Here is a 21,832-nt window from a genome sequence, read left to right as displayed (position 1 = left end):
TTATCGTGATGCGGCGATGCACGGTGGCGGTGCCGCGTGCGTATCAGTACGCGTTGCGGTGGGACCAGCCGCGCAGGGCGGTGGCCAGGACGATGCGCATGTCGAGGGCGAACGACCAGTTGCGCAGGTAGTGAAGATCGGCTTCGACGCGGCGCTGCATTTTTTCGACGCGGTCGGTCTCGCCGCGCAGGCCGTTGATCTGCGCCCATCCGGTGATGCCGGGCTTGACGCGGTAGCGGTGGATATAGCCGTCGACGATCTTCCGGTAGAGGTCGTCGTGTTCGAGCGCATGCGGGCGCGGGCCGACGACCGACATCTCTCCGCGCAGCACGTTGATGAACTGCGGCAGCTCGTCGAGGCTCGTGCGGCGCAGGAACGCGCCGACCCGCGTGATGCGCGGATCGTTGCGCGTCGCCTGGTGCACTTCGCTGCCCGCGTCGTGCAGCCGCATCGTGCGGAACTTGAAGATCGTGAACGCCTGGCCGTCCGCGCCCTTGCGCTGCTGGCGGAACAGCACGGGGCCGCGCGACGACAGCCGCACCGCCGCCGCGATCGCGAGCAGCAGCGGCGCCATCCCGACGAGGACGGCGGCCGCGAACACGCGATCGAAGATCGCCTTGTGCAGCAGCGCGCGCGACGACAGCGGCGACGCGACCAGGTTGATCGCCGGTGCGCCGACGAGGTCGATCATTTCGCCGTCGAACATCGCGAGCTTGCTGACGTCCGGCATGAAGCGGATGTTGACGAGATCGTCGCGGAACGCATCGAGCACGGCCATCACGATGCGCGCCTCGCCGATCGGCAGCGCGAGCCAGACTTCGGGAATCGCGTGCGTGCGGACATGCTGGGCGAACGTATCGAGCTCGCAGAAGCGCGGCATGCCGTCGGGGCTCGTCGTGTTGGCACTGGCGATATCGAACATCGCTGCTGCGCGGAATCCGGCCGACGGCACACTGGCGATGCGGTCGAGGACAGCGTCGCGATGGGCGCCGGTGCCGACGATCGCGACGAGGCGATCGCTTTCCTGCGGGCGGCCGATCCGTTCGAGTGTCGTGCCGGCGATGAGGCGCGATGCGACGAGGGCGACGCCGCTCGTCGCGGTCCAGAGCAGGTACCAGGGCAACGGAATGGCAAGGGTCGGCGCGAGCACCAGCATCACGATCGCTGCGCCAGCCTGCGCGATCAGCCAGGCAAACGCGGTAAGCAACGTCATGCGGTGCTTGGGCGTACGCGTCGGCGCCGGGTAGAGGCGGAATGCGGGAAACAGCACCAGCGCGAACGTCGCCGCGCAGGCGACGGCGGCCAGTTCGGACGACCGGTTGCTGTCCGAGCCCGGCAACACCAGCGCGGCAGCCAGCGCGCCGAACGAGATCAGGGCGACGTCAGCAATGCGCGCGATCAGGCCGCCTGCGGCACGCGCTGAATGCGCGTGCCGTGGTTCGAATGAAATATCCATATACCCTTCTGCTGCCGTTCTGATTGAAAGGGACGTCCGTCGTCCCGATTGCGACGCGAAATCGCACGCTCGGCCGGAGCAGAGCGCGGCCGCCGTTTCCACTGCATGGGAAATGCCATCGGGGAAGGAGACGCTGCCTGGGGTGCCGGTCGACCTGATCAGCTGAAACGGTGCGTTCCGTGCCTCGTGCCATGAAGGACGAATGCTTGCGAAACGTTGCGGCCGACTCGACGGGGTTAATTTTCAGGAAGCAGGGGCCTGATTTAAATAGAACGCCTACTAAATGCCGTGGAAATGGATTGGTACGTGTACGAATCAGTCGGATTCGCGTCCGAATGACAGATTGACTGAGTCGGACTTGTCTTTAGAAGGACGCGCAATGTCGGATCGTCGAGGCGAACGATTCGCCACAAGCGGAGCGTGGCGCGCGAGGAAGGGAGGGTTGATGGCAGCCGAAGAAATGGCGTGCGGGACGGAGGGCGCGTAGAGGGCGCAGCAACGACGACGATCCGGGCGATCGTCGTGATCAACACGCCGGCACGCGATCCATGGCGCGCCGGCGTTTCATCTCGAATTGTTCAGCCGTTCCGGAAAATCTCGCTATACGCGCTCAACGCCGGTACGCCGCCGAGATGCGCATACAGCACTTTCGACCCCGGTTCGAATTCGCCAAGCCGGACCTTGTCGATCATCCCGTGCATCGATTTCCCTTCGTACACCGGATCCGTCAGCATGCCTTCGAGCCGTGCGCACAGGCGAATCGCTTCGAGTGTGCCGTCGTTCGGCAGCCCGTATTCGGGGCCGGCGTAGCGCGTGTCGAGCACCACGTCCGCCGCGGTGATCGGCCGGCCGAGATCCACGAGTTCGGCGGTGTGCCGCGCGATGCGCGTGATCTGCTCGTGCGTGCGTTCGGGCGTTGCCGACGCGTCGATCCCGATCACGCGGTCGGCGCGCCCGTCGGCCGCGAAGCCGACGACCATCCCCGCCTGCGTGCTGCCCGTGACCGAGCACACGACGATGTAGTCGAACTTGAAGCCGAGTTGTGCCTCCTGCGCACGCACTTCTTCCGCGAAACCGACGAAGCCGAGCCCGCCGAGCGGATGCTCGGAACAGCCGGCCGGAATCGGGTAGGGCTTGCCGCCCGCTTGCCGCACGCTCTCCATCGCTTCTTCCCAGCTGCGGCGAATACCGATGTCGAAGCCGTCGGACACGAGCCGCACGTCCGCGCCCATCATGCGCGACAGCTGGATGTTGCCGACGCGGTCGTACACCGGATCTTCGTAGTTGACCCAGTGCTCCTGCACGAGCACGCATTTCATCCCGAGGTGCGCGGCGACGGCGGCGACCTGGCGCGTCTGGTTCGACTGCACGCCGCCGATCGACACGAGCGAATCCGCGCCCTGCGCGAGCGCGTCGGGGACGAGGTATTCGAGCTTGCGCGTCTTGTTGCCGCCGAACGCGAGGCCGCTGTTGCAGTCCTCGCGCTTCGCATACAGCTCGACCTTGCCGCCGAGGTGCTCGCTCAGGCGCTTGAGCGGCTGGATCGGCGTCGGGCCGAACGTGAGCGGATAACGGGGGAAACGTTGCAGGTTCATCGGCGTGCTCCGGAAAGCGGTGGGCGGGAAACGGAATCGTTCGGGTGCGGCCGGCAGGCCGTGTTCCGACGAGGAAAATGATAGGGAGAAGCGCGAGAAATGAGCTTGCGAAATAAATTGCGTTGGCCTACGTTATCGACGATACGAGAACGCTATAAACAATTTTGATTCGTTGAGCAGGAGGATGACGCAATGAAATTAGATCGAGGCAGCGCATCGCCGGCCGACGCCACACCGGCGCTCGATCGCATCGACCGCGCGATCCTGCGGCAACTGCAGCAGGACGCGTCGATCTCCAACGTGAGCCTCGCGGCGAAGGTGAAGCTGAGCGCGCCGGCGTGCCTGCGGCGCGTCGAGCGTCTGAAGGAAATGGGGCTGATCCGCGGTATCGTCGCGTTGCTCGATCCGAAGCCGCTCGGTGCCGGGATGCTGGTCGTGATCGGCTTCGTGCTCGATCGCTCGACGCCCGAGGCGTTCGCCGCGTTCGAGAAGGCCGCGCAGAAGGTGTCGGGGTGCGTCGAGTGCCACGTCGTGACCGGCGAATTCGACTACTTCATGCTGGTGCGCACGCGCGACAACGACAGCTTCAACCGGCTGCATGCGGAACAGCTGCTGTACCTGCCGGGCGTGCGGCAGGTGCGCTCGTTCATGGTGCTCAAGGAGATTCTGTCGACGCATGCGCTGCCGGTGTAGGCGTGCGCGAGCGGTGAAGGTGCGACCGACGGATACGTCGGTCGCGGTGGGGGATTTCAGCGGAGGTGATGCGCGAGTCGGGTCATGGCATGGCGCGCGGGTGTGGGCCATTCGCCGGCGATGCGGGATGGAATGCGCTCCCGATGTGTCGAAGGCCGACGCTCAGACGCGCGGCGCGAAGGCGAACGAAGTACCGCTCAGCGCTGCCAAGGTGCGGTGCCATGCTGCTTGCCGAGCCGTTCGCGTGCGGTGCGTACGATCGCCGCATCGATCTCGCCTTCGTCCGCCAGCGCCTTCAACGCAGCAAGCACGATGCTTGCCCGATCGACTTCGAAGAACGCACGCAGCGCCTCGCGCGTATCGCTGCGACCGAACCCGTCGGTGCCGAGCGTCACGTAGCGGCGCGGCACGTAGGCGCGGATCAGCTCGGGCACCGCGCGCACGTAGTCGGTCGCCGCGATTACCGGGCCTTGTGTCGACGCAAGCAACTCTTCGACATACGGCCTGCGCGGCGCATCGCCAAGCCGCGACAGCCGTTCGGCTGCCATCCCGTCGCGCTGCAGTTCGCTGAAACTCGTGACGCTCCACACGGCGGCATCGATGCCCCAGTCGTCCTTCAGCATCCGCTGCGCGGCGAGCACTTCGCCGAGGATCGCGCCCGCGCCGAGCAACTGCACGCGCGCCGTTGCATTCGAACTCGACGGCAGCCGGTGCATGCCCTTCAGGATGCCTTCGCGTCGCGCGGCAGGATCGTCGTCGGGCATCGACGGCTGCGCGTAGTTCTCGTTCATCACCGTCACGTAATAGAACACGTCGCGCTGTTGTTCGACCATCTCGCGCATGCCGGCGTCGACGATCGTCGCGACTTCGTACGCGAACGCCGGATCGTACGCGCGGCAGTTCGGGATCGTGGACGCCGCGAGATGGCTGCTGCCGTCCTGGTGCTGCAGCCCCTCGCCGCCGAGCGTCGTGCGGCCCGACGTCGCGCCGACGAGGAAGCCGCGCGAGCGCTGGTCGGCGGCGGCCCAGATCAGGTCGCCGATGCGCTGGAAGCCGAACATCGAGTAGTAGATGTAGAACGGCAGCATCGGCAGGTCGTGCACGCTGTACGCGGTCGCGGCGGCGATCCACGACGACACTGCACCAGCCTCCGAAATGCCTTCCTCGAGAATCTGTCCGCGCGTGTCCTCGCGGTAGTAGAGCATCGAGCCGAGATCCTCGGGTTCGTAGCGCTGCCCGAGCGGCGAGTAGATGCCGACCTGCCGGAACAGGTTCGCCATGCCGAACGTGCGCGCTTCGTCCGCGACGATCGGCACGACGCGCGGGCCGAGCGCAGGATCCTTCAGCAACGCGGCCAGCATGCGCACGAGCACCATCGTCGTCGACATCTCGCGGCCCCCCGCGTCCAGCGCGAACGCACCCCAGGCCGGCGTCGGCGGGACGGTGAGCCCCTCCGACGCCACCATCCGCCTTCTGGGCAGATAGCCGCCCAGGGCAGCCCGGCGAGCGTGCAGGTAGCGCATCTCGGGGCTGTCTTCGGCTGGTTTGTAGAACGTGAGCTGCTCGACGTCGAGATCCGACAGCGGCAGCCGGAAGCGGTCGCGGAATGCCTTCAGGTCGTCGACGTCGAGCTTCTTCTGCTGGTGGGTCGTCATCCGGCCCTGGCCGGCCGTGCCCATTCCGTAGCCCTTCATCGTTTTCGCGAGGATCACGGTCGGCTGGCCGCGATGGGCCAACGCACGTGCATACGCGGCGTGCAGCTTGCGCGCGTCGTGGCCGCCGCGGCGCAGGCGGTCGATTTCCGCGTCCGTGAGCTGCGCGGCGAGCGCGTCGAGCGCCGGGTCGCGGCTGAAGAAGCGCGCGCGGTTGTACGCGCCGTCGTTCGCGGAGAAGGTCTGGAACTGGCCGTCGACGGTGTCGGCGAACGCGCGGGCAAGCGCGCCCGCATGATCGCGTGCGAACAGCGGATCCCAGTCGGAACCCCACAACACCTTGATCACGTTCCAGCCGGCACCGGCGAACAGCGCCTCGAGCTCGTCGATCACGCGGCCGTTGCCGCGCACCGGGCCGTCGAGCCGCTGCAGGTTGCAGTTGATCACGAACACGAGGTTGTCGAGCCCCTCACGCGCGGCGAGCGACAGCGCGCCGAGCGATTCGGGCTCGTCCATCTCGCCGTCGCCGAAGAAGCCCCATACGGTGCGGTTCGTGGTGTTCGCGAGGCCCCGATGCTGCAGGTAGCGCATGAAGCGCGCCTGGTAGATCGCGTTGATCGGGCCGATGCCCATCGAACCGGTCGGGAACTGCCAGAAGTCGGGCATCAGCCACGGGTGCGGATACGAACACAGGCCGGGCCCGGCGATCTCGCGGCGGTAGTGCTTCAGGTGCGCTTCGTCGAGGAAGCCTTCGAGATAGGCGCGTGCATAGACGCCCGGCGACGAATGCGGCTGGAAGTAGACGAGGTCGCCGCTTGTGCCGCGTTCACCGGGGCCGCTGCTGCCCTCTGCCGTTGTCGCGCGGAAGAAATGGTTGAAGCCGACTTCGAACAGGTCGGATGCCGACGCGTAACTCGCGATGTGGCCGCCGAGCTCGCCGTACGCGCGGTTCGCGCGCACGACCATCGCGAGCGCGTTCCAGCGCAGCGCGGCCGACAGCCGCTCTTCGAGCTCGGCATCGCCCGGGTAGGGCGGCTGGTCGTGCGCGGCGATCGTGTTCACGTACGGCGTGACGGGCCCGCGCGCCGCCGCGAGGCCGCTCGCGTGCGCATGCGCGGCGAGCCGGTCGAGCAGGAACTGCGCGCGATCCTTGCCGACGTGCGCGACGACCGCGTCGAGCGCTTCAAGCCATTCGGCGGTTTCTTCCGGGTCGGCGTCGGCGTGCGCGAGGTTCGCGCGCCGCGTGGCTTCGAGTCCGTTCGACAGGTCCGTCATCGCAGGTCTCCCGCGCACCGGTTCGGAGCGGCGCGCAATCAGTGGCAATCGGTCGAAACATGCTACCCGCCGATCCGCAAAATATGCGTCTGATTTCATTGGGAATTCCAGTGTGGATAGTGTAAATATTCCGGTTACGGCCACTCTTCCGGAATATTTCGACCATGAGCGCAAACCCGCGGCGGCTCGACCGCATCGACATCGGCATCCTGAACCAGCTTCAGCAGAACGCGCGGATCACGAACGCGGAACTCGCGCGGGCGGTGAACCTGTCGGCCACGCCGTGCTTCAACCGCGTGCGCGCGCTCGAGAAGCTCGGGCTGTTCCGGCAGCAGGTCACGCTGCTCGACCCGGAACCGCTCGGGCTGCGGATCAACGTGTTCATCCAGGTCAGCCTCGAGAAGCAGGTCGAGGATGCACTGCAGCGCTTCGAGGAAGCGATCTCGCAGCGGCCGGAGGTGATGGAGTGCTACCTGATGTCGGGCGACGCCGACTACCTGCTGCGCGTCGTGATGCCCGACATGCGCACGCTCGAGCGTTTCATCATCGAGCGCCTGACGACGATTCCCGGCGTGTCGAACATCCGGTCGAGCTTCGCGCTGAAGCAGGTGCGCTACAAGACCGCGCTGCCGTTGCCGGCGGCGGGGCTGACGCTGGTCGATCCGGACGAGTCGGCTTCCGACTGGAGCTGAACGCGCCTTCGCAAGCGATACCGCCGGCTGGCCGACGAAACGGAGACAGTCGCCCGACACCGCCGAAAGGGACCGAACGAAACGCGCGCAAGCGCGGCGCACCTTCACGACGCCGCGCGAAGCGATCGCGTATGCTCGTCCGTTCGGTGGCGAAGGCGGCCACCGAAGCCGATTCATTCGTGTGACGACCCATCAACGAGCGAGGACAGCATGGCAAAACAGACGATGGCGGAATATCTGGCGAAGACGCTGGCGGCAGCGGGCGTCGAGCGCATCTGGGGCGTGACGGGCGACAGCCTGAACGGCCTGTCGTTCAGCCTGAGCCAGATCGGCTCGATCCGCTGGATGCATACGCGGCATGAGGAAAGTGCCGCGTTCGCGGCCGGCGCGGATGCCGCGTCGACCGGGCGGCTCGCGGTATGCGCGGGCAGTTGCGGCCCCGGCAACCTGCACCTGATCAACGGGCTCTACGACTGCCACCGCAATCACCAGCCGGTGCTCGCGATCGCCGCGCACATTCCGTCGACCGAGATCGGCCTCGGCTACTTCCAGGAAACCCATCCGCAGGAGCTGTTCCGCGAATGTAGCCACTTCGCGGAACTCGTGACGAACGCATCACAGTTCCCGCGCGTGCTCGCGCGCGCGATGCGCACGGCGATCGAGGAACGCGGCGTGGCCGTGATCGTGCTGCCGGGCGACATTGCGCTCGGCGACGGCCCGGAAGAGGCACCGGCGTGGAGCGAATCGGCGCCGCCGTCGATCCTGCCGGCCGACACCGATCTCGACCGGCTCGCGGCACTGCTCAACGCATCCGACGCGGTCACGCTGCTGTGCGGCAGCGGCACGCAGGGCGCGCACGATGAAGTGGTCGCGCTGGCCGATACGCTCGGCGCGCCGGTCGTGCATGCGCTGCGCGGCAAGCAGTTCGTCGAATGGGACAACCCGTTCGACGTCGGGATGACGGGGCTGATCGGCTTCAGCTCGGGCTATCACGCGATGGAATCGTGCGACACGCTGCTGATGCTCGGCACGGATTTTCCGTACCGGCCGTTCTATCCGTCGAACGCGAAGGTCGCGCAGATCGACTGGAAGGGCTCGCAACTCGGCCATCGCGCGCCGCTTGCGCTCGGTCTCGTCGGCACCGTGAAGGAGACGATCGCGGCGCTGCTGCCGCGCCTCACGCGCAAGACGCAACGGCGTTTCCTCGAAAACGCGTTGAAGCATTACGCGGCCGCGCGCAAGGGGCTCGACGATCTCGCGGTGGCCGAGCCGCCAGGCCGCGCGATTCACCCGCAATACCTGACGAAGATCGTCGACGAAGTCGCGACGGAAGACGCAATCTTCACGGCCGACGTCGGCACGCCGACGCTGTGGGCCGCGCGCTACCTGACGATGAACGGCAAGCGGCAATTGCACGGCTCGTTCAATCACGGCTCGATGGCGAACGCGATGCCGCAGGCGCTCGGCGCGCAGGGTGCGCATCCGGGGCGGCAGGTGGTGTCGCTGTCCGGCGACGGCGGGCTGTCGATGCTGCTCGGCGATCTGCTGACCGCACGCCAGCTCAAGCTGCCGATCAAGATCGTCGTGTACAACAACAGCCTGCTCGGCTTCGTGTCGATGGAGCTGAAAGCGGCCGGCTATCTCGACACGAACGTCGACCTGAGCCCGACCGATTTCGCGGCGATCGCGAAGGGCGCAGGCATCTTCAGCGTGCGAGTCGAACATTCGGAGAACGTCGAGGAAGCATTGCGCATGGCGTTCGCGCATGACGGGCCGGCGGTCGTCGATGTCGTCACGTCGAAGTACGAGCTCGCGATGCCGCCGAAGATCGAACTCGCGCATGCGAAGGGTTTCAGCCTGTTCATGCTGCGCGCGATCCTCAGCGGGCGCGGCGACGAGATCGTCGAGCTGGCGAGAACCAACCTGCGGTAATGCAGTGCTGCGCGCAATGCTTCGAGCAACGTGCGCGGCATACCGCATCGACGAACGCGCCGGGGTGCGTTCGTCGTCGCAGGACGAATGGAACAACAGAAAAACATGGCAATCGAGATTCGCGCCTACGAGGCATCCGACCTGCACACGCTGTCGGCCATCTGGTTCGACGCATCGCTGCTCGCGCATCCGTTTCTCGGCGACGCGCGGCTGCGCGAGCAGCGCACGCTGATCGAAGAGGTTTATCTACCCAAGGCGGAAACCTGGGTCGCGTGTCGGGCCGGCGAACCGGTCGGGTTCATCGGCCTGGTCGACGCGTCGATCGGCGGATTGTTCGTCGCGCCGGCGATGCACGGCCACGGGATCGGCCGCGCGCTGGTCGAGCATGCGCTCGCGCTCAAGGGCACGCTCGATCTCGAGGTATACGCCGACAATCGCGATGCCCGCGCGTTCTATGCGCGGCTCGGCTTCGAGGAAATTTCTAGGCGCGCCGAGGACGACGAAGGCTTGCCGTTCGCGAACATTCTGATGCGCGCCACGCGCTGAGCTGGAGCGCAGGCGGGACCCGTGTGCCGCGCTGCTCGGCATCAGCCGCGATGATGTGCGTATGTGCTTGCGCGTGCGCTCAAGCCGGCGCCGCTTCGCGCCCGGCCGCCACCCACTCGCGCACGGCCTCGACGAACAGCCGCAGTGCCGCCGGCGGATGCCGGTTCGCCGGGTAGTAGAGACACAGCGCGCCGAAATCCTGGCTCCATTCCGGCAATACGCGCACGAGCCGACCGACGGCGACGTGATCGGTCACGCGCGATTCCGTGACCCACGCGATGCCGATGCCGGCCAGCGCGGCATCGATCATCAGCCCCTGGTTGCCGAGCGTCATCGGCCCGTCGACATCCACGCTGACGCGCTTGCCCTTGCGGATCAGATCCCATCGATAGAGCGCGCCGCTTTCGAACCGGTAGCGGATGCACCGGTGATGCGTGAGGTCCTGCGGCCGCTCCGGCGGCGCGTGCCGCGACAGGTAGTCGGGCGACGCCACCGCGATAAAGCGGATCGTGTCGCCGAACTTCACCGCGATCATGTCGCGCGGCACGTCTTCGTGAACGCGGATACCGGCGTCGAAGCCGTGCTCGACGATGTCGATCAATCGCGAATCGGTGACGAACTCGACGTGGATGTCCGGATAGCGGGCGACGAACGCGGGCAGCACATGCCGGATCAGCGGGCGCGCAGCCGCTTCCGATGCGCTGATCCGGATCTGGCCGGACGGACGGTTGCGGGCGGTGGCTGCGTCGTTCAACGCGTCCTCGAGATCGGCCACCGCGGGCCGCACGCGCAGCAGCAACTGCTCGCCGGCCTCCGTCAGCGCGACGGAGCGCGTGGTGCGGTTGAAGAGTCGCACGCCGAGCCGTGCTTCGAGGTGGCGCACCGCATGGCTCAGCGCCGACGGCGACACGCCCAGGATGCGGGCCGCGCCGCTGAAGCTGCGCTGCTCCGCGATCGTGATGAAGGTCGTCAGTTCGCCGATGCCGGTGCGGAGCATTTGTGAATTTTCCTCAGTAACGCATGAAATGGTACGCCGATTGTTGAGGTGTATCCATCAACCTACACTGGCTTCCGCGGCATTCAGTCGAACTTTTTCATCTTCAGCAGGAGAGCGTCATGCAAAAACGCATGCTTGGTAAGAGCGGCCTCGAAGTCTCGGCAATCGGGCTCGGCTGCATGGGATTGAGTTACGGCTACGGCCCCGCGACCGACAAGGCGAGCGGCATCGCGTTGATCCGTGCCGCGTTCGAGCGCGGCGTGACGTTCTTCGACACGGCGGAAGCGTATGGCCCGTTCATCAACGAGGAACTGGTCGGCGAGGCGGTCGCGCCGTTTCGCGACCAGGTCGTGATCGCCACCAAATTCGGTTTCGAGGACGGCCAGGCGATGAAGGGCGTCGACAGCCGGCCCGCGCATATCCGTGAAGTGGCCGACGCGGCGCTGAAGCGGCTGAAGGTCGATCGCATCGACCTGTTCTACCAGCATCGCGTCGATCCGAATGTGCCGATCGAGGACGTGGCCGGCACGGTCAAGGACCTGATCCGCGAGGGCAAGGTCGTGCACTTCGGGCTGTCGGAAGCCGGTGAGCAGACGATTCGCCGCGCGCACGCGGTGCAGCCGGTCGCCGCGCTGCAAAGCGAGTATTCGCTGTGGTGGCGCGAGCCGGAGGCGCGGATCCTGCCGACGCTAGAGGAACTCGGGATCGGCTTCGTGCCGTTCAGCCCGCTCGGTAAAGGTTTCCTGACCGGCGCGATCGATGCAAATACGACGTTCGCAGAGAACGATTTCCGCAATGTCGTGCCGCGCTTCTCCGAGGAGAACCGCAAGGCGAACGCGGGCCTCGTCGACCTGCTCGGCCGGATCGCGACAGACAAGGGGGCGACGCGCGCGCAGATCGCGCTGGCGTGGCTGCTGGCTCGCAAGCCGTGGATCGTGCCGATTCCGGGCACGACGAAGCTGCACCGGCTCGAAGAGAACGTGGGCGCGGCCGAAGTCGTGCTGACGGATGACGATCTCGCCGCGATCGAGACGGCGCTGCAGCAGATCAGGATCGTCGGCGAGCGCTACCCCGCGCATTTCCAGCAACGCGTCGATCGCTGACCGGGCATCCGGTACCCGGCAGCGGGGGGGCTGGCAGCGGGCATCCGGCCGCGGGCAGATGCCCGGGCGCATATTGGTCAGGCGTATCACGGACAATCTTCACGTCGCCTTAAGTTTGCGTTTCCTGGGATCGATTGGATCGCCGCTCTTCCTGCGGTGGACCGATTCGTCCAGGGGGATGCACGTGAAAATCTTTGGTCAGCCTGACTTTTGCAATACGGAAACGTGCGTTTGCGCAGCGCGGGTTTTTGACCGAGGCGCACGCGGTCCACGTAGTGTCCCGACGGGTCGAGCGTCCACAGCAAAGTGCGGAAACGCCGTCGCCACTACGCCACTGTTCCACGCGTGACACACATTTCGGCGGCGACCGAATCGAGCGAATGTGGTTGTGCTAGATAGGGCAGGAATTCGAAAAACTTTTTGGCCCTTGCTGCCGAGCCGTCTGCGCACCTGAGACATCCACTCGTGCCATATAGCGGCTGTCCGTTGCTATTCGCCAAGCTCGGTTTCTTCCCACTGCGCCAGAAGCTCGGCTGGAATCGCCGTGACGACCTCGGCGTAAGGCTTGCCGACGAACCGCTCCGCACGTTTGAGCAACACGGGAATCGGGCTGCTGGGTTCGTGGGTCTCGAACCACGTTCGCGCCGTACGAATCAGAGTGAGTGCGGCTTGGCGGTCTGCCGGTGCGGATCTCGGCTGGGTCGTTATGCGCTCGGTGGCGCTAACCGTTCTGTCATTCACCGGTTCGAGCTGCACCGACGCATCACTTCCTGATGATTGGTTGGAGGCCGGCGCGGGATCGCGGGATTCTTCCAACTGCTCGACCGCGTTTATCGACGCGGGCGCATTCAACCTGCCGATGAGCCGCGTGAGCGACGACAGGTCTGGCAGGCACCCTTCGAGATGCACGGCGCACCATGCTTCGATTGTTGCGAGATACGTAATCGTATCGTCGAACCCCGCCATCACATCGGGCTGCTGCGTGCACACATCCCGCAACTGCTGCATAACGGACTCGGGCGCGAGGGCATCGGGGGGGCGAGGGTGCGCAAAGGCACGCTCGACGTCGCGTACCTGCAGTCGAGCGCGCGTCGACTTCGAAAGAACGATCTCGCGCACGTCGGCGAGCAGTCCGTCCGGATCGGCGAGCGCCTGTATTGCATTCATTCGCATTTCATGTGCGGCGTCGCGCCCACCGTCGACATCGGGTTGCGGATGCACCTGCTCGGCAAACGCATCGAGCCAGGCGGCCAGCAACCCTGTGCCATCTGCAAGGCCTGTGGCACCGGCGAGCCGCGTGCGGCACCGCGTATACAGGACGGCGACCCGAATATCCTTCGTACGCAGCATAAGCCGCTGGCAGTCGCGTTCAAGCTCGCTCCAGTTGACAGGGTCGGGGGCACCGACGAATGCGCCGTACTGCACGTCCTGTCTGGGCGCCGCGGTCGCGAACAGCACGACGAAATCGTGGTCGTATTCGAGGTCCGGGCCGCAGGGCATGGAATCGCTCGCTGGCGCGAGCCAGTCGGGATGCGGCGTGTCCTTCGAGGTACCTTTACCGGATACGGACTGTCGGGGTGACTGCTTTTTGCTCATGGTCGATTGTCGGATTCAGTAGCGCGTTGTTCGAAATGCCTCACATAACGTTCTGGTTCGAACCGCATGCCGGTAATCGGCCGGTCGGGTCTCGGGCGCCCCAGCCATCCGGACCATCCCATGCGTTGCTGGCCGCCCATGACGGCCGGCGGCGCGCTTTCGGGCCTGATGCGCAGTTCGAGCTCCCATTCCAGTTCGTAGCCGACGAACGCACGCACCCATTCGACGAGACGCGGCAGATCCTCGCCCTGCGGCGTGAAGCGCAGATACGCGTCGAGATCGATGGGGCCGATCACGATGCGGAACCGGTGCTGACGGTCCGGCGCCACGCGGCCGAGCATTGCGGCTTGTCCCATCGTCGCGGCGGGGCCCGGCCGGCCCATGCGTCCCTGATCGGCCGGGGCGATTGCGATCCAGTGGAATACGTTCTCCTCGATCGCGACCGGCACGCCGAAGTAGTGCTCGAGTGTGGCGCGCAGTCCGTCCGAGTTGCGCGACTCGCGTACGAGATGCGCGGACGCTGCCAGTCGCGCGTGCGAGGGCAGGGGGCGCCGCCCGATTTCGGCGGTGTCGTGGCCCGTGAGGCTCGCGATGTAGAACGAAAACCGCTCGTCGTCTTTCCGGTCGAGGCCGGCTGTCGACTGTGCCGATGCCCACGTGCGATAGAACAGCGTCAGGAACCGGTGATGGAAGATGTCGAAGAAGTCGACCGTCGTCGTGTCGTGACGGCCCTCTTCGCGTTCACGCGCCCATTCGGTCACGTGGATCGGCAGCGGCCCGTTCGGCCCGAGCATACCGAGACCGAAGAGCCGCACCTTGAGCCGTCCCGCCGTTTCCTGGACGCTGGCGATTTCGCGCGGCGCGAAAGCGAGACTCGGTTGTTGTCCGAGCCGGAACGGCTCGGCCTGCGGTCGGCGCGCGGTGCCGACCGGGTCGACCGCAGAGTTCGAGCCGATGCGTCGCAGCAGTGACAGGAACCCGAAGCGCCACGGCTCCATTTGAAGACTTTCTAGCAAGTCGGGCGAAAGCGTGCTGTCGCGCACGAGCGCCGGCAGGGTGGCACGTTTCATTACAGCACTCCGCGTGTCCCGGTGCGCACGGGCCAGCGAGCGATACGGCCGCGCTGCATCGAATGCAATTCGGTCTGTGTGAAGCTGTTGATCGACACGTGCCGTGCCAGCCAGTGTTCGAGAATCGTACCGAATAGATAGGGGCTCACGCCGGAGAAACCGGCCTCGTCGACCGTTACCGCACACTCGATGCCACGCCCGAACGTCATCGGGCCCGTGCCCGGCAGCTTGCGTGTTACCGGGCGCGTCTTGACGCCGACGAGACTTTCAACTTGCCGCAGATGCTCGTTGTTGTCGTTCGAAAGGGTAAGGCGCAGCAGGTCGCGTAGTCCCTGACCGCCGTCACGGTGATCGAGACCTTCGAGCGGCAGGTAGTTGAAGTTGAGCTGGCGGATCAGTCGCCACGCCATCTCTCGCTCCGCATACGGCGCTTTCGGCGGGCTCGGCGGGCGAATAAGCCCGATGCTCTCGACTGGCGCCGATTCCTCTGTCTCCAGGTCACGCACGCCGTTGCGCGGCACGAGCGTGGCGAGATCCCGGTTCGTCAGCAGCGCAACGACTGACAGGAAACGGATGTCCTCGCCATAAGGAGCCTCGTTCTGGTCAACCAGCGAGAGAAACACTTCGGTGCCGACATAGGGGGTACGCGTGCCGTAACGGCGGGCCGAATCGGACACGAGCCGCCGTTCGCGCCGTGTCGAGAAGTACCGCCCGTGATTACCTTCGTCGTTGTTCAGCGTCTGATAAAGCGGACGGAATTCCAGTTCGTCGGAAGTCGCTGCGACCTGTCCATGCACGGTCTCCACCGAGAACACTTCGTAGTCGAGCGGTGCGAGCCTGGCGGGCACCAGATGAGACTCGGTCTCGCGGGGGGAAATCTCGATGCGGTCGGTATGCCGTTTGAAGAGGTTGATGACGGGCGTGCAGAACAGCGCGAAGCGCGACGCGTCGACGAGGTTCGCGAGCTGGCCCGGCACCCGGTCGAGCAGCACGACGATTTCGACTTCGCGACCGTTCACGCGGGACAGCCCTTCTGCAAGACCGTTGAGTGCGAAGAACCAGAACCGTGCCGGGCACGCAAAGTATTCGTGCAGCAGGTTGTGCCCGTGAAACTTCGTCCAGGTGAGTGGCAGCAAGTTCTGATCGGTGCGCAAGCCCTCGTGTTCGACCGCACCGTGAGTCACGGCGGCGGGAGGGCGGCCCGGTGAGCCGAATTCGCCGGGAGGGGCAATCACGGACGCGACGCCGGCGACGTGCAGCAGCTCGAACAGGTGCGAGGCGACCTGTTCGTCGCCGGCCAGATACACGGGCAGCCGGTCGAGCCCCTTCAGATCGGCGATGCGCACGTTGCCTGTCGTCGCCAGCCGCAGCCGCAATGCACCGCGCACCTGTCGGTCGGGCGGGACATAGCGGTCGAGCGCCGGAATGTCGGGCGGAATGCCCGTCAGGCGCGCGTCGGTGATCGTGAGCGGCCAGAGCGTGACGTCCTGCCCGCTCGTAAACTGGCAAGCGGTTTTTTCGCCATCGGGAACCCGCGCCTTGAACGACGTGCCGCGTGCGATACGGTAGCCTGCGGCCAGATTGCCTTCGGCCTGACCGGGGTACAGGCGCGCGACCGCGATCGACGGCGTGGGCGCGACGTAGTTCGGGTAGATCACTTCCAGCAGCCGCCCGGTGAAGCGCGGAAACTCCGCATCGAGCTTGAGCTGCATGCGCGCGGCCATGAAGCAGAACGACTCGATCAGGCGCTCGACGTAGGGGTCGGCCACCTCACCGGCCTGCATGCCGAGCCGGCGCGCGATTTTCGGATGCGCCTGCGCGAACTCGGTGGCGAGTTCGCGCATGTAGATGAGTTCCTGGTTGTAATAGTCGAGTAGTCGCGGATCCATCGGAAAGGTCTCGTTTTGTCGTTATGCGGTGCCTACCGGGAGCGCATGCCGGTGATCTGGATTTCGCTCGTATCGAGATCGAGCGAACTCTGCACCATGAATTCAAGTGGATACGGGTCCATGTGAACCAGGCCGCGCACTTCGAACGCGAGCACATTGTGATGGCCGCTGGCGGCGTCGTCCTGGCGGGGCGTCACCACCAGCGAATCGGGGATCAGCCGCGGTTCGAAATCAGTGATGGCTTTCCGGATCATTTGCTCGATGTCATTCCACTGGCGCGACGCGAGAAAGGTGCCCGCGAGCGGCGGCACGCCGAAATTGACGGTCGACGCGGCCGCTTGCGGGTGGCGTACGCGCTCGATCCGGTCTTCAATACTTGTCGTGTTGAGTAGATAGGCGAGATCGCGCTGGACGATGTCGCGCATCTGCTTGCGTGTGATGGCATATTCCTCGGGTGCTTCGACGAGCCGATGCGGTGCGTCGTCTCGCAGCCGGTCGAGCAGAGTCGGCATCAGGTGTGCGTTTGCCCGCCGCGGTGGGCGGGCGACGAGCGAGTCGCCCCGAGTGGGATGCCGCTTGCGCTCAGTCATCGACCGGCTCTCCGGCGGTGGCGCCGTCCGCGATACGCGAGCCGAACTGCGCGTGGGCCAGTTCGAAGAGACCGAAATCCCCCTGATCCGTTGTCCAGGTTTTTTGTCCGAGCGCGATGACGGCGGTACGCCCAGCGTCATGCCAGGCCGTTTCGTGCCCCAGACGCAGGGCATCGATCGCGGCCTCCGAGCCGGGGTAGCGGGCAGGCATGAAGCCGCGCACGGTACTGCCGTCGCTCAGTGTCAGCACACACGGCGCCCAGACTAGATCAATGAGGTTCGCAGGCGGGGCAATGCGCCACGCGGCAAGATCGGCGAACGGTACCCATCGATAGTGCCCGGCCGTGATGACTTCGCACACCGGGCCGAAACGCGAATCGCTGTCGGCGATCCAGCTTGCGACGCCACCCGGTGTGCGTGCGGCAATGAGCGGCGCCGCGTCGAGCGCCTTTGCGCGGGCGTCATCGGCGAGTTCGTCGTGTCCGTCCGCGGCCAATTCCAATGCACCCACCAGCTCCTTGACCCACGACGCAGGTTCGAGAACGAACCCTGGACGCTCCCGCCCTACGACGACCTTATGACGCCAGCGCTCGGCCCGGATCAGGTCACGAACAACCTGGGCGGCCTGCGCCTGTTGCGGCTCGAGCTTTGCCCACGTCTGCAGTTGAATCACGGCGCGTGTCCAGTCGCCCGTTACGCACAGCCACTGGAACAGCGCCCACCGATGGGCGGCGAGGGCCGGCTGCGCGCGAATATGCGATTCGATCCGCTCGATCTGCGCGGCGATCGGCAGGTTGTCCAGGCCGCGGCTAAACGGCTCTTCGGCAGCAAATGGCATGTTCATGCGTCGTCCTTGCGTACAGGCGCGGCCAGCGGGCTATCGACCGATAGCGCGTGATGCTCGCGCCGGGTGAGCGCGGGCGGTAAGGCCGGCGCACGGCGAGCTTCGGCCGCATGGAATTCGGGGGGCGCAAAGAGGCGCAGGACTTCTGGCACGGGTTCGATCTCAAGCTCGGGAGTGAAACCCGTGTTCAGGTGGCCGAACGCGTCCTCGAGGTTGCGTTTGCCTGACAGCATCACTTCGATCGAACCGGAGGCGGCTGCGTTTGTCGGCGTTGGCCAGAGGTCGTGCGAATCGGGCATGACTGAGGCAACAGGTGTCGCATGCGAGTCTAGTTGTTCGCCCCATGAGCCGGAAAGGGCGGTGTGTGGATCCGTCAGCGCGCGCCAGTATTGCGCGTGAAGCGTTTCGACGAGGTCGTCGGTGCGCTCAGGCAATGGCATCGCCTGCGACCCGGTGCCGCGTTTTCCCCGCGCGGTATCGGCAGTCACGCCGTGGCTGCCGATCAGATTGAGGATCGACGTATTGCTGCCCACGCGATCTGATGGTTCGAACAGGAGAAAGTCCGCGCTGTCCTCCCGCTTCTCGGAATCGGGTGGCTCGTTGCGCAGCTCGGGCTCGGTAAGCGAGGTGTCGGGGCGGCGGTGCCACGGCATACGGAATGAGCGCATGGAGGATGCGAATATGAAGGAATGCGCATTTTACCCATGAGATCGGGTAATTCTTCAAATTGAAGTGTGATGTCTTTATTTGAAAATATTATCGAGATTAAGTCTCGAAATAATTTATTAATTAATAAGGGGTGTTGTCGGACTTGCTGAATATCAAGATAGCGGGTCTGGTAATGGTTTTTTTTGTTAAAAATAATTCACATTTCAGTCTGAATTAGTCAATTAAAACAACAGTTTGCGTGTTGTACTTTTTGTTCTGTTTGTGCATTTTTAACACGGTTTTTGAATGTCGCATCTTTGGTTTGTGAGAAGCGATGAGGTGAGATTTGGCTCGGTTTTTTATCGTTCACATGGGTTGACGGCGACGCGAATTGGTTGAAATAATGCGCGACCTGAGAAGCTTTCATTTTCCTTGTGTGCGAAATGCGGCAGTAGATAAATGTCGCATGAATAGAATTCCCGATCGCTATGGCCGAGGCCGGGAACATACCGAATAAACAAGAAAAAGGTTCGCATGACGATTTCACGCCAGGCGCTGTTCGGCAAGCTCGGAGTTCAGCTCTACCGCAGCATCGAATCGGCGACACAGTTCTGCAAGCTGCGCGGCAATCCGTACGTGGAACTCGTCCACTGGTTGCATCAGCTCCTGCAGCAACCCGACAGTGACCTGCATCGCATCGTGCGCCACGCTGGCATCGATCGCGACGCACTGGATCGGGATTTCGCAAGGGCGTTGGCCGCGCTGCCGGCCGGCGCCAGTTCGATCAGCGATTTCTCGTGGCACATCGAGACGGCGATCGAGCGCGCATGGGTGCTTGCGACGCTGAGTCATGGCGATCGTCGTGTGCGCGGCGCGTGGCTCGTTGCTGCGCTTGTCTCGACGCCCGAGCTGCGGCGCGTTCTGCTGTCAATCTCCCCCGCGTTCGGCAAGATCCCGGTTGACGGGCTGGACGATCAACTGCCCGCATGGATCGACGGCTCGCCCGAAGCCGCCGATGCGCCGTACGACCACAGCGACTTTTCGACGGCAACGCCGGGCGAGGCGTCCGGCGCAATGCCAGTCGCATTGAAGGGTGGTTCGCTCGACCAATATTGCACCGACCTGACGGCGCGCGCTCGCGCGGGCGAGATCGACCCGGTCATCGGCCGTGAACTCGAGATTCGCACGATGATTGACGTGCTGCTGCGCCGTCGGCAGAACAATCCGCTGGTGACGGGGGAGGCCGGCGTTGGCAAAACGGCCGTCGTGGAAGGGCTGGCGCGCGCGATTGCGTCGGGCAACGTGCCGCCGAAGCTTGCCGATGTGCGGCTGCTGTCGCTCGACGTCGGCGCATTGCTCGCCGGCGCGAGCATGAAAGGGGAGTTCGAGGCGCGTCTGAAAGCGTTGCTCGAAGCCGCTGCAAAATCGCAGGCGCCGGTGATCCTCTTCATTGACGAGATTCACACGCTGATCGGCGCAGGCGGGCAGGCGGGCACGGGCGACGCCGCCAATCTGCTGAAACCCGCGCTTGCGCGCGGCTCGAGCCGTACGATCGGTGCGACGACATGGGCCGAGTACAAGCGTCACATCGAAAGGGATCCGGCGCTCACGCGACGCTTCCAGGTGCTGCAGATTGCGGAGCCGTCCGAAGCTGCCGCCGTCGATATGGTGCGCGGGCTCGTACATACGTTTTCCCGGCATCACGGCGTCGTGGTGCTTGACGAAGCGATCCGTGCGGCGGTGACGCTGTCACACCGGTATATCCCATCGCGTCAGCTGCCGGACAAGGCCATCAGCCTGCTTGACACCGCCTGCGCGCGTGTGGCGTTGTCGCAGCATGCCGCGCCGCGTGAACTGGACGACGTGCGTCAGCGTTTTGCGGCCGCGCGTGCCGAGGAAGCGTTGCTCGTGCAGGAAGCGCGCATCGGTCTGGATGCCGACAGGGCATTGGCCGGCGTGCGGGGCCGTATCGATGCGCTGGTAACGGAAGAGGCGGCAGTCCAGGATCGCTGGCGTGCTCAGGCCGCCGCCGCCGGGGCATTGCTGGCCGCCCGCGAGACCATTGCGCCTGACGAGGGTGAGTGTTTACGGGATCAGGCCGCGTCGCTCACGAAGCTCCGCGATCTCGAACGTGCGCTTGCCGACCTACAGGGCGAGATGCCCCTGGTCTTCCCCGAGGTCGACGAGGCAATCGTCGCTGAAATCGTGTCCGACTGGACCGGCATCCCTGTGGGCCGCATGGTGACCGACGAGGTCGCGGCTGTGCGCATGCTGCCCGACACGCTCGAGGCACGCGTGATTGGCCAGACCGGCGCGCTGCGTCAAATGGGTGAACGCGTGCAAACCGCGCGCGCTGGCCTGACCGACCCGAAGAAGCCGCTCGGTGTGTTCCTGCTCGCCGGCCCCTCGGGCGTCGGCAAGACGGAAACGGCTCTGGCGCTCGCCGAAGCACTTTACGGCGGCGAGCAGAACCTGATCACGATCAACATGAGCGAGTTTCAGGAGGCACACACCGTCTCGGGCCTGAAAGGGGCGCCTCCGGGTTATGTCGGCTACGGCGAGGGCGGTGTCCTGACCGAAGCGGTGCGCCGCCGTCCGTATTCGGTCGTACTGCTCGACGAGATCGAGAAGGCTCACCGCGACGTGCATGAGATGTTCTTCCAGGTGTTCGACAAAGGCTACATGGAAGACGGCGACGGTCGTTACATCGATTTCCGCAACACGACGATCCTGCTCACGAGCAACGTCGGTTCCGAACTGAGCACGAGTCTCTGCGCTGATCCCTTGCTCGCACCGGATCAGGATGGCCTGAGGGAGACGCTGACGCCTGAACTGCTCAAGGTTTTCCCGGCGGCGTTCCTCGGGCGCGTGACCGTCGTGCCCTACCGGCCGCTTGCCGACAGTGCGCTCGCCAGCATCGTCCGCCTGCATCTGGGGCGCGTCGCCAAGCGTATGGCCCACGGCCGCGACATCGCACTGACGTACGACCACGCGGTCGTCGATTACATCGTCGACCGCTGTCTCGTGCAGGAGACAGGCGCACGCGTGTTGATCGGATTCATCGAGCAGCACGTGCTGCCTCGACTGGCCGCGCTGTGGCTCGATGCCTCTACGTCGAAGCAGATGCTGTCGCGTATTGCGATCGGCGTGGCCGACCCATCCCGCCCACCAGCACAGGCCCTCGCGTTCGAGGCGAACGTCCTTCATTCAGACGAGCCGGTTCTCTGAGCTTGTCATCCAACCACCACCGTTCA

General features: G+C 65.1%; 16 protein-coding genes. 6 read left to right on the top strand and 10 right to left on the bottom strand.

Going from position 1 to position 21,832, the window contains the following annotated elements:
- Positions 1-43 precede the first annotated feature (43 nt).
- Together G3O06_RS00340 and G3O06_RS00335 are read right to left on the bottom strand one after the other, a co-directional pair.
- Entirely contained in the window at positions 44-1,456 is a 1,413-nt protein-coding gene (locus tag G3O06_RS00340) for an undecaprenyl-phosphate glucose phosphotransferase (RefSeq protein WP_241019420.1), read from the bottom strand.
- 578 nt (positions 1,457-2,034) lie between these two features.
- Positions 2,035-3,051 (bottom strand): 1-aminocyclopropane-1-carboxylate deaminase, encoded by a 1,017-nt coding sequence (locus G3O06_RS00335; protein WP_205814495.1) that lies wholly within the window; start codon positions 3,049-3,051, stop codon positions 2,035-2,037.
- Positions 3,052-3,243: 192 nt separating this feature from the next.
- Here G3O06_RS00335 and G3O06_RS00330 point away from each other — a divergent pair, with 192 nt between their 5' ends.
- The gene (locus G3O06_RS00330; protein WP_175000213.1) at positions 3,244-3,744 is read left to right on the top strand and encodes an Lrp/AsnC family transcriptional regulator; all 501 of its coding nucleotides are present in this window, start codon (positions 3,244-3,246) and stop codon (positions 3,742-3,744) included.
- Positions 3,745-3,941: 197 nt separating this feature from the next.
- On the opposite strand, the gene mdeB is transcribed toward G3O06_RS00330, so the two are convergent.
- Positions 3,942-6,671 (bottom strand): alpha-ketoglutarate dehydrogenase, encoded by a 2,730-nt coding sequence (mdeB, locus tag G3O06_RS00325; RefSeq protein WP_205814494.1) that lies wholly within the window; start codon positions 6,669-6,671, stop codon positions 3,942-3,944.
- Positions 6,672-6,835: 164 nt separating this feature from the next.
- On the opposite strand from mdeB, the gene G3O06_RS00320 reads away from it, so the two are divergent.
- The 3 genes from G3O06_RS00320 (at position 6,836) to G3O06_RS00310 (ending at position 9,841) form a co-directional block, all read left to right on the top strand.
- On the top strand, positions 6,836-7,363 hold the full coding sequence (locus tag G3O06_RS00320) for an Lrp/AsnC family transcriptional regulator (protein ID WP_050017644.1): 528 nt from the start codon (positions 6,836-6,838) through the stop codon (positions 7,361-7,363).
- 210 nt (positions 7,364-7,573) lie between these two features.
- Complete coding sequence (gene poxB / locus G3O06_RS00315) at positions 7,574-9,295, top strand: ubiquinone-dependent pyruvate dehydrogenase (RefSeq protein ID WP_205814493.1); 1,722 nt, start codon at positions 7,574-7,576, stop codon at positions 9,293-9,295.
- A gap of 87 nt (positions 9,296-9,382) precedes the next feature.
- Entirely contained in the window at positions 9,383-9,841 is a 459-nt protein-coding gene (locus tag G3O06_RS00310) for a GNAT family N-acetyltransferase (protein ID WP_241019419.1), read from the top strand.
- 79 nt (positions 9,842-9,920) lie between these two features.
- Here G3O06_RS00310 and G3O06_RS00305 read toward each other — a convergent pair whose 3' ends face one another.
- Positions 9,921-10,838 (bottom strand): LysR family transcriptional regulator, encoded by a 918-nt coding sequence (locus tag G3O06_RS00305; protein ID WP_205814492.1) that lies wholly within the window; start codon positions 10,836-10,838, stop codon positions 9,921-9,923.
- 119 nt (positions 10,839-10,957) lie between these two features.
- Between G3O06_RS00305 and G3O06_RS00300 the strand changes: the two genes are divergently transcribed.
- Positions 10,958-11,941, top strand: coding sequence for an aldo/keto reductase (locus G3O06_RS00300; RefSeq protein ID WP_205814491.1), 984 nt, complete (start codon positions 10,958-10,960; stop codon positions 11,939-11,941).
- A 489-nt stretch (positions 11,942-12,430) separates the two neighbouring features.
- Here G3O06_RS00300 and G3O06_RS00290 read toward each other — a convergent pair whose 3' ends face one another.
- The 6 genes from G3O06_RS00290 to G3O06_RS00265 are packed head-to-tail and all read right to left on the bottom strand — an operon-like array spanning position 12,431 to position 18,598.
- Positions 12,431-13,537, bottom strand: coding sequence for a type VI secretion system ImpA family N-terminal domain-containing protein (locus G3O06_RS00290; protein ID WP_205814489.1), 1,107 nt, complete (start codon positions 13,535-13,537; stop codon positions 12,431-12,433).
- The gene (gene tssG, locus G3O06_RS00285; protein WP_205814488.1) at positions 13,534-14,607 is read right to left on the bottom strand and encodes a type VI secretion system baseplate subunit TssG; all 1,074 of its coding nucleotides are present in this window, start codon (positions 14,605-14,607) and stop codon (positions 13,534-13,536) included. Before tssG ends, G3O06_RS00290 begins: the two co-directional genes overlap by 4 nt.
- Entirely contained in the window at positions 14,607-16,496 is a 1,890-nt protein-coding gene (tssF, locus tag G3O06_RS00280) for a type VI secretion system baseplate subunit TssF (RefSeq protein ID WP_205814487.1), read from the bottom strand. The genes tssG and tssF overlap by 1 nt, the downstream gene beginning before the upstream one ends.
- Positions 16,497-16,528: 32 nt before the next feature.
- On the bottom strand, positions 16,529-17,086 hold the full coding sequence (gene tssE, locus G3O06_RS00275; RefSeq protein ID WP_205814486.1) for a type VI secretion system baseplate subunit TssE: 558 nt from the start codon (positions 17,084-17,086) through the stop codon (positions 16,529-16,531).
- A complete protein-coding gene (locus G3O06_RS00270) occupies positions 17,079-17,930 on the bottom strand; it encodes a type VI secretion system accessory protein TagJ (protein ID WP_205814485.1) in 852 nt (283 codons plus the stop codon). The genes tssE and G3O06_RS00270 overlap by 8 nt, the downstream gene beginning before the upstream one ends.
- Positions 17,927-18,598 (bottom strand): TagK domain-containing protein, encoded by a 672-nt coding sequence (locus tag G3O06_RS00265; RefSeq protein ID WP_205814484.1) that lies wholly within the window; start codon positions 18,596-18,598, stop codon positions 17,927-17,929. Before G3O06_RS00265 ends, G3O06_RS00270 begins: the two co-directional genes overlap by 4 nt.
- A gap of 514 nt (positions 18,599-19,112) precedes the next feature.
- On the opposite strand from G3O06_RS00265, the gene tssH reads away from it, so the two are divergent.
- A complete protein-coding gene (gene tssH, locus G3O06_RS00260; protein WP_205814483.1) occupies positions 19,113-21,806 on the top strand; it encodes a type VI secretion system ATPase TssH in 2,694 nt (897 codons plus the stop codon).
- Positions 21,807-21,832: the final 26 nt, after the last annotated feature.

The organism is Burkholderia sp. Ac-20345 (assembly GCF_017104825.1).
GTDB lineage: Bacteria > Pseudomonadota > Gammaproteobacteria > Burkholderiales > Burkholderiaceae > Burkholderia > Burkholderia lata_B.
The sequence above is the reverse complement of the archived record's forward strand: the minus strand, read 5'-3'. Positions and strand labels throughout refer to the sequence as shown.

Excerpts from the sequence above, each read along its gene's own strand:
- mdeB (WP_205814494.1), bottom strand. The coding sequence starts at position 6,671 with ATGACGGACCTGTCGAACGGACTCGAAGCCACGCGGCGCGCGAACCTC.
- tssE (WP_205814486.1), bottom strand. The coding sequence starts at position 17,086 with ATGACTGAGCGCAAGCGGCATCCCACTCGGGGCGACTCGCTCGTCGCC.
- G3O06_RS00340 (WP_241019420.1), bottom strand. The coding sequence starts at position 1,456 with ATGGATATTTCATTCGAACCACGGCACGCGCATTCAGCGCGTGCCGCA.
- tssG (WP_205814488.1), bottom strand. The coding sequence starts at position 14,607 with ATGAAACGTGCCACCCTGCCGGCGCTCGTGCGCGACAGCACGCTTTCG.
- G3O06_RS00265 (WP_205814484.1), bottom strand. The coding sequence starts at position 18,598 with ATGCGCTCATTCCGTATGCCGTGGCACCGCCGCCCCGACACCTCGCTT.
- poxB (WP_205814493.1), top strand. The coding sequence starts at position 7,574 with ATGGCAAAACAGACGATGGCGGAATATCTGGCGAAGACGCTGGCGGCA.
- G3O06_RS00310 (WP_241019419.1), top strand. The coding sequence starts at position 9,383 with ATGGAACAACAGAAAAACATGGCAATCGAGATTCGCGCCTACGAGGCA.
- tssH (WP_205814483.1), top strand. The coding sequence starts at position 19,113 with ATGACGATTTCACGCCAGGCGCTGTTCGGCAAGCTCGGAGTTCAGCTC.
- G3O06_RS00330 (WP_175000213.1), top strand. The coding sequence starts at position 3,244 with ATGAAATTAGATCGAGGCAGCGCATCGCCGGCCGACGCCACACCGGCG.
- G3O06_RS00335 (WP_205814495.1), bottom strand. The coding sequence starts at position 3,051 with ATGAACCTGCAACGTTTCCCCCGTTATCCGCTCACGTTCGGCCCGACG.
- G3O06_RS00320 (WP_050017644.1), top strand. The coding sequence starts at position 6,836 with ATGAGCGCAAACCCGCGGCGGCTCGACCGCATCGACATCGGCATCCTG.
- tssF (WP_205814487.1), bottom strand. The coding sequence starts at position 16,496 with ATGGATCCGCGACTACTCGACTATTACAACCAGGAACTCATCTACATG.
- G3O06_RS00270 (WP_205814485.1), bottom strand. The coding sequence starts at position 17,930 with ATGAACATGCCATTTGCTGCCGAAGAGCCGTTTAGCCGCGGCCTGGAC.
- G3O06_RS00300 (WP_205814491.1), top strand. The coding sequence starts at position 10,958 with ATGCAAAAACGCATGCTTGGTAAGAGCGGCCTCGAAGTCTCGGCAATC.
- G3O06_RS00305 (WP_205814492.1), bottom strand. The coding sequence starts at position 10,838 with ATGCTCCGCACCGGCATCGGCGAACTGACGACCTTCATCACGATCGCG.
- G3O06_RS00290 (WP_205814489.1), bottom strand. The coding sequence starts at position 13,537 with ATGAGCAAAAAGCAGTCACCCCGACAGTCCGTATCCGGTAAAGGTACC.